The 13,031-nt window shown below is 66.1% G+C and carries 10 protein-coding genes; all 10 read left to right on the top strand.

The annotated features are described in order from the left end of the window. Positions 1-4: 4 nt before the first annotated feature. The 10 genes from A5784_RS34470 to A5784_RS34430 all read left to right on the top strand — a co-directional run bounded on the left by A5784_RS34470 (position 5) and on the right by A5784_RS34430 (position 13,018). Positions 5-418: a GtrA family protein gene (locus tag A5784_RS34470; RefSeq protein WP_064949364.1), complete on the top strand. Its 414-nt coding sequence runs from the start codon at positions 5-7 to the stop codon at positions 416-418. 132 nt (positions 419-550) lie between these two features. After that, positions 551-1,933, top strand: a complete 1,383-nt coding sequence (gene dprE1, locus A5784_RS34465; RefSeq protein ID WP_064949363.1) for a decaprenylphosphoryl-beta-D-ribose oxidase — start codon at positions 551-553, stop codon at positions 1,931-1,933. Positions 1,934-2,031: 98 nt separating this feature from the next. Further along, positions 2,032-2,436: a Fur family transcriptional regulator gene (locus A5784_RS34460; protein WP_062831001.1), complete on the top strand. Its 405-nt coding sequence runs from the start codon at positions 2,032-2,034 to the stop codon at positions 2,434-2,436. Positions 2,437-2,471: 35 nt separating this feature from the next. Continuing rightward, positions 2,472-4,676 carry a catalase/peroxidase HPI gene (gene katG, locus A5784_RS34455; protein ID WP_064949362.1) on the top strand — a complete coding sequence of 735 codons (2,205 nt, stop codon included), beginning with the start codon at positions 2,472-2,474 and terminating at the stop codon, positions 4,674-4,676. Positions 4,677-4,800: 124 nt separating this feature from the next. Beyond that, the gene (gene dprE2, locus A5784_RS34450; RefSeq protein WP_029370858.1) at positions 4,801-5,565 is read left to right on the top strand and encodes a decaprenylphospho-beta-D-erythro-pentofuranosid-2-ulose 2-reductase; all 765 of its coding nucleotides are present in this window, start codon (positions 4,801-4,803) and stop codon (positions 5,563-5,565) included. Next, positions 5,565-7,484 carry a galactan 5-O-arabinofuranosyltransferase gene (locus A5784_RS34445; RefSeq protein WP_064949361.1) on the top strand — a complete coding sequence of 640 codons (1,920 nt, stop codon included), beginning with the start codon at positions 5,565-5,567 and terminating at the stop codon, positions 7,482-7,484. The genes dprE2 and A5784_RS34445 overlap by 1 nt, the downstream gene beginning before the upstream one ends. Beyond that, positions 7,474-10,728 (top strand): arabinosyltransferase domain-containing protein, encoded by a 3,255-nt coding sequence (locus A5784_RS34440; RefSeq protein ID WP_064949360.1) that lies wholly within the window; start codon positions 7,474-7,476, stop codon positions 10,726-10,728. The genes A5784_RS34445 and A5784_RS34440 overlap by 11 nt, the downstream gene beginning before the upstream one ends. 76 nt (positions 10,729-10,804) lie before the next feature. Then, the gene (locus A5784_RS38650) at positions 10,805-11,704 is read left to right on the top strand and encodes a hypothetical protein (protein ID WP_156750939.1); all 900 of its coding nucleotides are present in this window, start codon (positions 10,805-10,807) and stop codon (positions 11,702-11,704) included. 10 nt (positions 11,705-11,714) lie between these two features. Then, positions 11,715-12,446: a hypothetical protein gene (locus A5784_RS34435; RefSeq protein ID WP_156750938.1), complete on the top strand. Its 732-nt coding sequence runs from the start codon at positions 11,715-11,717 to the stop codon at positions 12,444-12,446. 167 nt (positions 12,447-12,613) lie between these two features. Continuing rightward, on the top strand, positions 12,614-13,018 hold the full coding sequence (locus A5784_RS34430; RefSeq protein WP_064949358.1) for an Rv0361 family membrane protein: 405 nt from the start codon (positions 12,614-12,616) through the stop codon (positions 13,016-13,018). The last annotated feature ends 13 nt before the right edge of the window (positions 13,019-13,031 follow it).

Below are 13,031 nucleotides of genomic sequence, written 5' to 3'. Positions count from 1 at the left end.
CGGGGTGGACACCGCACCTGCGAACCCGCGCCTGAGTCTGCGAACCCAGGTATTCCGGTTCATCGTCACCGGCGGGATCTCCGCGGTCGTCGACTTCGGCCTCTACGTGCTGCTCTACAAGGCCATCGGCCTGCCGCCGGACATCGCCAAGGCGATCAGCTTCGTCGCAGGCACCACCACCGCTTACCTGCTCAACCGCCGCTGGACCTTCCAGGCACCGCCGAGCACGGCCCGGCTGATCGCGGTGTGGGTGCTCTACCTGGTGACGTTCGTCGTGCAGGTCGGCCTCAACCACCTGTTCCTGCACCTGCTGAACTACACCTCGGTGGCCGTGGTCGTGGCCTTCGTCATCGCCCAGGGCACGGCGACCGTCATCAACTTCGTCGTACAGCGGGCAGTCATCTTCCGCTTGCACTGAGTGCCCACACGCGCGAATCCGACGAAAATGTCGTGTTCGGACTCGCGGCGCGACATTTGTGTCGAACTCGGCGCATGGTTTGATGCTCAGCTGCGACGGAGCGGACGCCTGGGCGCGGTACCCTCCATAGCGATGTCGACCACCGATTTCCCGACCACGGACAAGCGCCTGATGGGCTGGGGCCGCACCGCACCGACCGTCGCGCAGGTGCTCTCCACACCTGATCCCGAGGTCATCGTCAAGGCCGTCACGCGGGCCGCTGAGCAGGGCGGACGCGGCGTGATCGCGCGTGGGCTCGGCCGCTCCTACGGCGACAACGCGCAGAACGGTGGCGGCCTGGTCATCGACATGCCCGCCCTGAACCGGATCCACTCGATCGACGCCGAGAGCCGGATCGTCGACGTGGACGCCGGGGTGAACCTGGACCAGTTGATGAAGGCGGCACTGCCGTTCGGGCTGTGGGTCCCGGTGCTGCCGGGCACCCGTCAGGTCACCATCGGCGGGGCCATCGGCTGTGACATCCACGGCAAGAACCACCACAGCGCCGGCAGCTTCGGCAACCACGTACGCAGCATGGATCTGCTGACCGCGACCGGCGAGGTGCGCACGCTCACGCCGAACGGGCCGGAGGCCGAACTGTTCTGGGCCACCGTTGGCGGCAACGGGCTGACGGGCATCATCCTGCGCGCCACCATCGAGATGACGCCGACGGAGACCGCGTACTTCATCGCCGACGGCGACGTGACGCACACCCTCGACGAGACCATCGCTTTCCACAGCGACGGCAGCGAGGACAACTACACCTACTCTTCGGCCTGGTTCGACGCGATCAGCGCCCCGCCGAAGCTGGGCCGCGCCGCCATCTCCCGCGGATCGCTGGCCAAGCTCGACCAGCTGCCCACCAAGCTGCAGAAGAACCCGCTGAAATTCGATGCGCCGCAGCTACTTACGTTGCCCGACGTGTTCCCCAACGGCCTGGCCAACAAGTACACGTTCGGGCCAATCGGCGAACTCTGGTACCGCAAGTCGGGGACCTACCGCAACAAGGTGCAGAACCTGACGCAGTTCTATCACCCGCTGGACATGTTCGGGGAGTGGAACCGAGCCTACGGGCCCGCCGGGTTCGCGCAGTACCAGTTCGTGGTGCCGACGGAGGCCGTCGAAGAGTTCAAGGGCATCATCTACGACATCCAGCGCTCGGGGCACTACTCGTTCCTCAACGTCTTCAAGCTGTTCGGCCCGGGCAACCAGGCGCCGCTGAGCTTCCCGATCCCGGGGTGGAACGTCTGCGTCGACTTCCCGATCAAGCCGGGCGTCGGCGAGTTCCTCACCGACCTGGACCGGCGCGTGCTGGAGTTCGGTGGGCGCCTCTACACCGCCAAGGATTCGCGCACCACGGCCGAGACCTTCCACGCCATGTACCCGCGCATCGACGAGTGGATCGCGGTGCGCCGCAAGGTCGATCCCGACGGCGTGTTCGCCTCGGACATGGCCCGCCGGCTGGAACTTCTGTAGTCAGAACAGCCCTAAGCAGTCCCCAGAAGTTTTTCTTGACTAATTCCAGATAAGGGACAAGACTGCAGGACGTGGCGACGACTGCGGACTTCCAGCAGATGCTGCGGACCGCCGACATGCGGGTCACTCGCCCCCGGGTGGCGGTGCTCACAGCGGTCCACGCGCATCCTCACGCCGACACGGATTCCATCATTCGTGCGGTGCGTGACGAGCTGCCCGAGGTATCCCACCAAGCCGTCTACGACTCGCTGCACGCATTGACCGCAGCCCGTCTGGTGCGGCGCATCCAACCCTCCGGATCCGTGGCTCGCTACGAGTCCCGGATCGGCGACAACCACCACCACGTCGTATGCCGCTCGTGTGGCGCCATCGCCGACGTCGATTGTGCGGTCGGTACAGCCCCCTGTCTGACCGCGTCAGAAGACCATGGCTTCGAGATCGATGAAGCCGAGGTCATCTACTGGGGCACCTGCCCCGAATGTTCCATTGCTCCAAGTAGATAACCATTTTCAATCCACCAGCCCGGAAAGGATTTGTCATGGCCGAAGCCGATACCCATCCCCCCATTGGTGAAGCTCAGACCGAACCCGCCGAAGGCGGTTGCCCCATGCGGATCAAGCCTCCCGTCGAGGGCGGCAGCAACCGCGACTGGTGGCCCAACGCCGTCAATCTCAAGATCCTGCAGAAGAATCCGCCCGCGATCGACCCGACCGACGAGGGCTACGACTACCGCGAGGAAGTCAAGACTCTCGACTTCGAGGCCTTCGAGCGCGACTTCGATGAGCTGCTGACCAACTCGCAGGACTGGTGGCCCGCCGACTTCGGGCACTACGGACCGCTTTTCATCCGTATGTCGTGGCACGCGGCAGGCACCTACCGCGTCGAGGACGGCCGCGGCGGCGGCGGGCGCGGCATGCAGCGCTTCGCACCGCTCAACAGCTGGCCGGACAACGTCAGCCTGGACAAGGCGCGTCGTCTGCTGTGGCCGCTGAAGAAGAAGTACGGCAAGAAGATCTCGTGGTCCGACCTCATCGTCTACGCGGGCAACCGCGCGATGGAGCACATGGGCTTCAAGACCGCAGGCTTCGCCTTCGGTCGCCCGGACTACTGGGAGCCCGAGGAGGACATCTACTGGGGCGCCGAGCACGAGTGGCTGGGCTCGCAGGAGCGCTACGCAGGCAGCAGTGACCGCACCAAGCTGGAGAACCCGCTTGCGGCCAGCCACATGGGCCTGATCTACGTGAACCCCGAAGGCCCCGAAGGCAATCCGGACTACCTGGCAGCCGCCATCGACATCCGCGAGACCTTCGGCCGGATGGCGATGAACGATGTCGAGACCGCGGCGCTGATCGTCGGTGGCCACACCTTCGGCAAGACCCACGGTGCCACCGACATCGAGAACGGCGTGGAGCCCGAGGCTGCCCCGCTGGAGCAGATGGGCCTCGGCTGGGCCAACCCGGGCGTCGGCAACGACACCGTCAGCAGCGGCCTCGAGGTGACCTGGACGCACACCCCCACCAAGTGGGACAACTCGTTCCTGGAGATCCTCTACAGCAACGAGTGGGAGCTGACCAAGAGCCCCGCGGGCGCCAACCAGTGGAAGCCCAAGGACAACGGCTGGGCCAACTCGGTGCCGATGGCCCAGGGCAACGGCAAGACCCACCCGTCGATGCTGACCACCGACCTGTCGATGCGGTTCGACCCCATCTACGGCGAGATCACCCGCCGCTGGCTGGATCACCCCGAAGAGCTGGCCGAGGAGTACGCCAAGGCCTGGTTCAAGCTGCTGCACCGCGACATGGGACCGGTTGTCCGTTACCTCGGGCCGCTGGTGCCGAAGCAGACCTGGCTGTGGCAGGACATCGTGCCCGCCGGAAAGACGCTGTCCGATGCCGATGTCGCCACCCTGAAGGCGGCCATCGCGGACTCGGGTCTGACCGTGCAGCAGCTGGTTGACACCGCGTGGAAGGCGGCGGCGTCGTACCGCTCCAGCGACATGCGCGGCGGTGCCAACGGCGGCCGCATCCGGCTGCAGCCGCAGCTCGGCTGGGAGGTCAACGAGCCCGACGAGCTGGCTCAGGTGATCCGCAAGCTCGAGGAGATCCAGCAGGCGTCCGACACCGGTGTGTCCTTCGCCGACCTGGTGGTCCTCGGCGGTGTCGTCGGCCTCGAGAAGGCGATCAAGGACGCCGGCTTCGATGTCGCGGTGCCGTTCAGCTCGGGTCGTGGCGACGCCACCCAGGAGCAGACCGACGTCGAGTCGTTCGCCTACCTGGAGCCCAAGGGCGACGGATTCCGTAACTACGCGGGCAAGGGCGACAGCCTGCCGTCCGAGTACCGGCTGATCGACCGGGCCAACCTGCTCGGCCTGACGGCTCCCGAGATGACCGTGCTGATCGGTGGCCTGCGCGTGCTGGGCGCCAACCACGGTGGCTCGGACCTCGGCGTGTTGACGGACAAGAAGGGTCAGCTGACCAACGACTACTTCGTCAACCTCACCGACATGGGCACCAAGTGGGCACCGGCCCCGGCCGATGACGGCACCTACGTCGGCACCGACCGCGCCAGCGGTGCACCGAAGTGGACCGCCAGCCGGGTCGACCTGCTGTTCGGCTCGAACTCGCAGCTGCGGGCCCTGGCCGAGGTGTACGCCGAGGACGACGCCAAGGAGAAGTTCGTCAAGGACTTCGTCGCGGCGTGGACCAAGGTGATGAACAACGATCGGTTCGACCTGACCGCCTGATCACTGGTTCGCCTGGACGCCCAGGCCGGCACTGCGCCGGCCTGGGCGTTCAGCGTTCGGGTCTGTGCGAGAGGCCACACGGTACCCTCGTCACGATGTCCCCCGAGGCTTGGAGCTGCGCTAGATGGTGTTCGACGCCGTAGGTAACCCCCAGACGATCCTGCTGCTCGGCGGCACTTCTGAGATCGGGCTGGCGATCTGTGAGCGCTATCTGCGCGACGCGTCGGCCCGCATCGTGCTGGCCGCGCTGCCCGACGATCCGGGCCGCGAGGCCGCGGTCGCTCAGATGCGCGCCGCAGGCGCCAAGGATGTCGAGGTGATCGACTTCGACGCCGTCGACACTGCCAGCCACCCCGCCGTCATCGACAAGGCGTTCGCCGGTGGTGACGTGGACGTCGCCATCGTGGCGTTCGGGCTTCTCGGCGACGCCGAGGAGCTGTGGCAGAACCAGCGCAAGGCCGTGCAGATCGCCGAAATCAACTACACCGCAGCGGTTTCCGTCGGCGTACTGCTCGGTGAGAAGATGCGCGCCCAGGGCTCTGGCCGCATCATCGCGATGAGCTCGGCCGCTGGCGAGCGGGTGCGTCGCTCCAACTTCGTCTACGGCTCCACCAAGGCCGGTCTGGACGGCTTCTATCTCGGCCTCGGGGAGGCGCTGCGGGAGTTCGGTGTCCGCGTGCTGGTGATCCGGCCCGGGCAGGTGCGCACCCGGATGAGCGCGCACGTCAAGGAAGCCCCGCTGACCGTCGACAAGGAATACGTCGCCGAGCTGGCGGTCACCGCCTCGGCCAAGGGCAAGGAGCTGGTCTGGGCGCCAGGGGCGTTCCGCTACGTGATGATGGTGTTGCGGCACATCCCGCGGCCCATCTTCCGTAGGCTTCCCATCTGATGCGGGCCGGACTCATCGGTCCGGCCAGGGTGGTCGGCCAGATGGTCGTCGCCGTGCTGATCGCCTCGGTGGTGGCCGGAGTGGCGATCACCGCGATCGCCCGGGTCCAATGGCCGGCCTACAACACCTCCAACCAACTGCACGCCCTCACCACCGTGGGCCAGTTCGGTTGTCTGGCAGGACTTTTCGCGTCGGGACTGATTTGGCGACGGGGCCGCAAAACCCTGGCCCGGCTCGCCGCGCTGGTCTTCCTTTCGGCGTTCTCCGTGGTGACGCTCGCGATGCCGCTCGGTGCCACCAAGCTGTACCTCTTCGGGGTCTCGGTCGACCAGCAGTTCCGCACCGAATACCTGACGCGGCTCGCCGACAGCCCCGGCCTGCACGACATGACCTACTTCGGGCTGCCGCCCTATTACCCGGCCGGCTGGTTCTGGATGGGCGGCCGCATCGCCGCAGGCACCGGCACCCCGGCCTGGGAGATGTTCAAGCCGTGGGCCATCAGCTCCATCACCATCGCCGCGGCGCTGGCGCTCGTGCTGTGGGCGGCCATGATCCGCTTCGAGTACGCGCTGATCGTCACGACCGCGAGCACCGCGGCGATGCTGGCCTACACCACCACCGAACCGTATGCCGCGATCATCACGGTGCTGCTGCCGCCGGTGTTGGTGTTGGCCTGGTCGGGGCTGCGCGCGCACGCGAGGAGCACAAAAGAAAACGGCAGCACCCGCAACGGCGGGTGGGCCGCTATCGTCGGCACCGGCATCTTCCTGGGCGTCGCCGCCCTCTTCTACACCCTGCTGTTCATCTACTGCGCCTTCACGCTGACGATCATGGCGGTCGTGCTGGCCGCGACCCGCAGACACTGGGGCCCACTGCTGCGGCTCGCAGTCATCGCGGGGATCTCCGGCGTCATCGCGCTGCTCACGTGGGGCCCGTATCTGGTCGCCGCGGCCAAGGGCCACCCCGCCGACAAGGGCACCGCCCAGCACTATCTGCCTGATGCCGGGGCCCAGCTGACCTTCCCGATGCTGAGCTTCACGCTGCTCGGCGCGCTGTGCATGGTCGGCACGCTGTGGCTGGTGGTGCGGGCGCGCACATCGACGCGAGCGGGTGCACTGGCCTTCGGCGTGGTCGCGATCTACGCCTGGTCACTGCTGTCGATGCTCACCACGCTCGTCGGCACCACCCTGTTGTCGTTCCGGCTGCAATCCATGCTGACCGTGCTGTTGACCACCGCGGGCGCGTTCGGGTTCATCGAGGCGACGCTCGCGATCGCCCGCCGCTATGAGCCGCCGACCCGGCAGCGCGTCATCGCCGTGGCGGCGACGATCGGCACCATCGGCGGGCTGACCTTCAGCCAGGACATCCCCGACGTGCTGCGTCCGGACATCAACGTGGCCTACACCGACACCGACGGCACCGGGGTGCGCGCCGACCGCAGGCCGCCCGGCGCCGAGCAGTACTACCGCGCGGTCGACGCCAAGATCCTCGAGGTCACGGGTGTCCCCCGCAATCAGACCGTGGTGCTCACGGCCGACTACAGCTTCCTGTCGTACTACCCGTACTACGGCTTCCAAGGACTGACGTCGCACTACGCCAACCCGCTGGCCCAGTTCAAGGAACGCGCAGGCACCATCGAGGGCTGGGGCACACTGAGCACCGCCGACCAGTTCATCAAGGCGCTCGACGGACTGCCCTGGAAAGCGCCCACAGTGTTCCTCATGCGCCGCGGCGCTGGTGACACCTACACCCTGCGGTTGGCCTCCGACGTCTACCCGAACCAGCCCAACGTGCGCCGCTACCACGTCGAACTGAACTCGGCGCTGTTCCGCGATCCGCGGTTCGACGTGTCGGAGGTCGGGCCGTTCGTGCTGGCCATCCGCAAGCCTGACCAGAAAGCGACTCCCGATGGCCGTTGACGCGCCGATAGCATCAAACCCCGTGATCGCTACGGGCGCCAACCACCGGACAGCGCGGCTGATCGCCATCGTTGCCGGTCTTCTCGGCGCAATCATGGCCATCGCGACCCCGCTGCTGCCGGTCACGCAGACCACCGCGCAGCTCAACTGGCCGCAGAACGGCACCTGGCAGAGCGTCAACGCCCCGCTGATCGGATATGTCGCGACCGACCTGACCATCAACGTGCCGTGCCAGGCCGCCGCAGGGCTGGCCGGCCCGGACAACCGCGACCGCACCGTGCTGCTCTCGACCGTGCCCAAGCAGGCACCCAAGGCCGTCGACCGCGGACTGCTCATCGAACGCGTCAACAACGACCTGCTGGTCATCGTCCGCAACACCCCGGTGGTCAGCGCCCCGCTGGACCGGGTACTAAGCCCGGCCTGCAAGTACCTGACCTTCACCGCGCATGCCGACAAGGTGACCGGCGAATTCGTCGGCCTCACCCAGGGACCGTCGAGCGATCCGTCCCGGGACCCCAACGCGCCGTTGCGCGGTGAGCGCAGCGGCTACGACTTCCGCCCGCAGATCATCGGCGTGTTCACCGACCTGTCCGGCCCCGCCCCGCAGGGTTTGACCTTCTCGGCCACCATCGACACGCGATACAGCAGCTCACCCACGCTGCTCAAGATGCTGGCGATGATCATCGGCGTCGTCATGACCGTCGTGGCCCTGGGCGCCCTGCATGTGCTCGACGCCGCCGACGGCGTCAAACAGCGACGCTTCCTGCCCCCGCGCTGGTGGTCGATCTCGGTACTCGACGGCCTGGTCAGCGCCGTGCTGGTGTGGTGGCATTTCGTCGGCTCCAACACATCCGACGACGGCTACATCCTCACCATGGCCCGGGTGTCCGAACACGCCGGCTACATGGCCAACTACTACCGCTGGTTCGGCACCCCCGAGGCACCGTTCGGCTGGTACTACGACCTGCTGGCGCTGTGGGCGCATGTCAGCACCGCGAGTGTGTGGCTGCGGTTGCCGACGCTGCTGATGGCGCTGGCCTGTTGGTGGGTGATCAGCCGCGAGGTCATCCCGCGACTCGGCCACGCCGTCAAACAGAGCCGGGCAGCGGCCTGGACCGCGGCCGGATTGTTCCTGGCGTTCTGGCTGCCACTGAACAACGGGCTGCGCCCCGAGCCGATCATCGCCCTCGGCATCCTGCTGACGTGGTGTTCGGTGGAACGCGGCGTGGCCACCAACCGGATGCTGCCGGTGGCCATCGCCATCATCATCGGCGCGTTGACCCTCTTCTCCGGGCCGACCGGCATCGCCGCCGTCGGCGCCCTGCTGGTGGCCGTAGGACCGCTGAAAACCATTGTGGCGCGCCATACTTCCCGGTTCGGGCATCTGGCGCTGCTGGCACCGATCCTGGCCGCATGCACGGTCACCATCATCTTGATCTTCCGGGACCAGACGCTGGTCGGTGAGATCCAGGCCAGCTCCTTCAAGTCGACCGTCGGCCCGAGCCTGGCCTGGTTCGACGAGCACATCCGCTATGAGCGGCTGTTCACCACGAGTCCGGACGGCTCGGTGGCCCGACGCTTCGGCGTGCTGACTCTGCTTCTGGCGCTTGCGGTTTCGGTTGCCATGTCGCTGCGCAAGGGCCGCGTGCCCGGCACCGCGGCCGGTCCGAGCCGACGCATCATCGGCATCACGATCATCTCGTTCTTCGCGATGATGTTCACCCCCACCAAGTGGACGCATCACTTCGGGGTGTTCGCCGGGCTGGCCGGGTCGCTGGGCGCGCTGGCCGCCGTGGCGGTGACGGCAGCGGCGATGAAATCCCGGCGCAACCGGGCGATGTTCGGGGCTGCGGTGCTGTTCGTGACGGCCCTGTCGTTCGCGACGGTCAACGGCTGGTGGTATGTCTCCAACTTCGGTGTGCCCTGGTCGAACTCGTTCCCGCAGTGGCACTTCGGCTTCACCACGATCCTGCTGGGCTTCTCGGTGCTGGCCCTGCTGCTGGCCGCGTGGTTCCACTTCACCGGACGCGACGAGTCCCCCGCCGGTCCACCGGGCAGGTGGCAGCGGCTGGCTCAGGCCCCGCTCGCGATCGCGACATGGGTGCTGGTGATGTTCGAGGTGCTGTCGCTGACGCTGGCGATGACCGACCAGTACCCGGCCTGGTCGGTGGGCCGCTCCAACCTGGAGGCGCTGGCCGGTAAGACCTGCGGGTTGGCCAGCGACGTGATGGTCGAGGAGAACACCAACGAAGGCGCGCTGACGCCCATCGGCCAGCCGACCGGCCAGGCGCTCGGCGCGGTCACCTCACAGGGCTTCACCCCCAACGGCATACCGTCGGACGTATCGGCGGATCCGGTGATGGAACAACCCGGCTCCACCAACTTCGCCGACACCGAATCGGGCACCACCACCGCCAGCGAAGGCGGCACCGAGGGCGGGACCACCGCCGCGGCAGGCGTCAACGGTTCGCGCGCGCGGCTGCCGTTCGGGCTGAACCCCGCGGCCACCCCGGTGCTGGGCAGCTGGCGCGCGGGCACCCAGATCCCGTCGTCGCTGCGCTCGGCGTGGTACCAGCTGCCGAACCGCGACACGGCCGGGCCGCTGTTGGTGGTCTCGGCCGCCGGGCGGTTCAACGCGGGCGAGGTCGTCGTGCAGTGGGCCACCGACGAGCAGGCCGCGGCCGACCGGCCCGGGGGCAGCCTCGGCTTCGCCGACGTCGGCGCCGCCCCGGCGTGGCGCAACCTGCGCGCGCCGATGGCGGCCATTCCGCGCGACGCCACCCAGATCCGGCTGGTCGCCACCGACGACGACTTGGCCCCGCAGCACTGGATCGCGGTGACCCCGCCGCGGATCCCCGCCCTGCGCACCCTGCAGGACGTGGTCGGTTCGACCGACCCGGTGATGCTGGATTGGCTCGTGGGCCTGGCCTTCCCGTGCCAGCGGCCGTTCGGCCATCAGTACGGCGTGATCGAGGTGCCGAAGTGGCGGATCCTGCCGGACCGGTTCGGTGCCGAGGCCAACTCGCCGGTGATGGACTACCTGGGCGGCGGGCCGCTGGGCATCACCGAGTTGATGTTCCGGGCCGCGACGGTGCCGACCTATCTCAAGGGCGACTGGTTCCGGGATTGGGGTTCGTTGCAGCGGCTGACGCCGTGGTACACCGACGCCGTGCCCGCCCGCCTCGACCTGGGCACCACCACCCGCAGCGGCTGGTGGAGTCCTGCTCCACTGCGGCACAGCTGAAAATAGTGTCAGGCGCGGTGCTGGTTCGGCCTTACGGTTGGGTACGTAAGGTCCGAGCCGGCACTGGGTTGGGAATTTGACCGAAACGCATCAGCGATCCGCACTACCTAGGGCTGTTCTTTGGCTGCTGGTTGTATTCACGCTGGTTGTCGGTGCCGTTACATCCGTCCCGATCACTTCGGCAGACCCTTCGGATGAGGTCTGTCCAGGCCTTTCAGCTGCCTGGGCCTCCTGGAGCAAGCGCGCCGATGCCCATAACGCAGCGCCGCATACTTTCAGCCCGTCGCAACAGGCTCAGTTCGATGCATACAATGCCGAAAAGCGACAACTCGAGGCCGAACGCGATGCGCTCAACAGCCGCCAGGCCGCATGCGATTCCGCCGCAAACGCGCTTGTGCCGCAAACGCCGGGCGGCCCCCCGGTAAAAACACAAGCCCCGCCAACAAAACGCGCAGCGTTGGTCAAGGCGATCAACGACATCCCGTCAGGATGGCAACCGCCGGCCCGAATACCTGGACAAAGAGCGACGGTTCCAAACGAATCACCCGTCCGGCCAATCTATGACATCCTTCGATCGGGAAGCCCGAAATCAGCGCGTGAACTCGGGGACGTTCTTCTTCAGGGGCAGCCAAGACCCAAACCGGGCGATCCCGACCCCGCATATGACGGTGGAACGATTCAAGGCAAAGCTGGACAGCCCAAGGTGTCGGCCGATCACATAATTCCGCTCTCAGAATTAGTTCAGATGCCCGGTTTCACACGTCTCACGCCAGACCAGATGTATCTACTCGCGAACACTCCAATGAATCTGCAATGGCTGTCGTGGAGAGCAAATCAGGCGAAGGGCTCCGGCGCCGCAGCTGATCTTCTACCGAAAGTCACCGAAGCCTGGGCTCAAAGTCAACAACAACTCGAGGACAGTACGAGAGCCGCCTTGATAGACGTCATCAACAAACTTAACGCAGCCAATGGCTAGGGAGGGAGGCATGATGGCTGGGCTGGAAAGCGAAATAGTCGACGCTATTGATGACGAATACACCTCGGCGCAAGTACTAACCGGAGATGCTGACGACCGACTGTCGGTGCCAGTTAATTGGCGGCCAATACTCGATTCCGACGATCCAGCTGAGCGGTGCCGTATGGCCCTGTCGCTCTGGACTCCACAATTCCTCGATAAGCTGCCGAAATTTTCGATCCTGCTACCGGAGCGTCTGGCAGATGTGAGGGTACTTCGGATTCGCACGGGTGGCGAAGCGCCTGCTGAGCACATAGTCCTGGCCTACGCGGCCGGCCACAATGCCGATGGCGAGCTCGTTTTGTGGATAGGACATGATCCCGCGAACTTTGCGGACACTGTGCCCAAATACTTTGAAACGGTTCCGCAGGCCGCACGCGATTTCTTACAGCAGACGCATGCGGGGTTCACCAGTGAAGATATGGAATCCTACGGTCTCATGCCTCCGCGGGACATGCAGACCTTGGCGGAAAGTGTCGGCGCCCCGCCCGATGAAGGATGGCAGGTCGGCAACGGCGGTATCCAGATAAACTCGACTCGATTGCTCTGGGTGACACGAGATCGCGGTGAGTTGCTCTACTGCACATCACCAGATCTTCCTGCCGAAACGATGGCGTTGGTCTATGAAGGCGACATCGATGTTCCTCCGCCGCAGTTCTGGACAGCTCTCGATAAAATCCTCGTCGAACGCTGGGACGAATAGTGACCTGGCCACCACCGCCCACCGGGCCTGCCGGTCCCTTCTCCGGGCCTCCGAACGGTTCATGGGATCCGTTCGGAGGTCACTCTGCAGCTGCGCCCCAGCAGCCTGCATGGACCTACCCCGCACCGCCCTATGGCACGCCGCCCCCACCCCGCAAGCGACGGACGGTGCTGTGGATTTTTGGCTGTGTCGCTGTCCTGCTCGTCGTCGCCCTGGCAGGCGTCGGCGGCTGGATCATGTTCGCCAACAAGGATGAGGATCAGATCAAAGATGTCGCGGCGCGGTTCGCAGCGGCAGTCGATGCTCAGGATCAGTCGGCGATGCTGGCCGAGCTGTGTTCCGAAGAGGCCGACGAGCTCACCAGCGACGAAGACTACGTCGCTGACGACGGAGGTCCCGTCGACGAATCGAGCAAGGTTCCGTTCAATGTAGAGACAGTCACCGTCAAAGGTGACGTGGCGGCGCTCAGCTTCACCCGACCGACTTTCGACACCTCGGGGACGCTCTATCTGCGCAAGGAGTCCAACACCTGGAAGGTCTGCAAGCCGGCTGCGCAACAGTTCAACGGATAGCCACCCGTCGCTT

This window comes from Mycobacterium sp. 852013-50091_SCH5140682 (assembly GCF_001665685.1).
GTDB lineage: Bacteria > Actinomycetota > Actinomycetes > Mycobacteriales > Mycobacteriaceae > Mycobacterium.
Note: the sequence above shows the minus strand (reverse complement) of the source record. Positions and strands in the feature narration are given on the sequence as shown.

Excerpts from the sequence above, each read along its gene's own strand:
- dprE1 (WP_064949363.1), top strand. The coding sequence starts at position 551 with ATGTCGACCACCGATTTCCCGACCACGGACAAGCGCCTGATGGGCTGG.
- A5784_RS34460 (WP_062831001.1), top strand. The coding sequence starts at position 2,032 with ATGCTGCGGACCGCCGACATGCGGGTCACTCGCCCCCGGGTGGCGGTG.
- katG (WP_064949362.1), top strand. The coding sequence starts at position 2,472 with ATGGCCGAAGCCGATACCCATCCCCCCATTGGTGAAGCTCAGACCGAA.
- dprE2 (WP_029370858.1), top strand. The coding sequence starts at position 4,801 with ATGGTGTTCGACGCCGTAGGTAACCCCCAGACGATCCTGCTGCTCGGC.
- A5784_RS34445 (WP_064949361.1), top strand. The coding sequence starts at position 5,565 with ATGCGGGCCGGACTCATCGGTCCGGCCAGGGTGGTCGGCCAGATGGTC.
- A5784_RS34440 (WP_064949360.1), top strand. The coding sequence starts at position 7,474 with ATGGCCGTTGACGCGCCGATAGCATCAAACCCCGTGATCGCTACGGGC.
- A5784_RS34435 (WP_156750938.1), top strand. The coding sequence starts at position 11,715 with ATGATGGCTGGGCTGGAAAGCGAAATAGTCGACGCTATTGATGACGAA.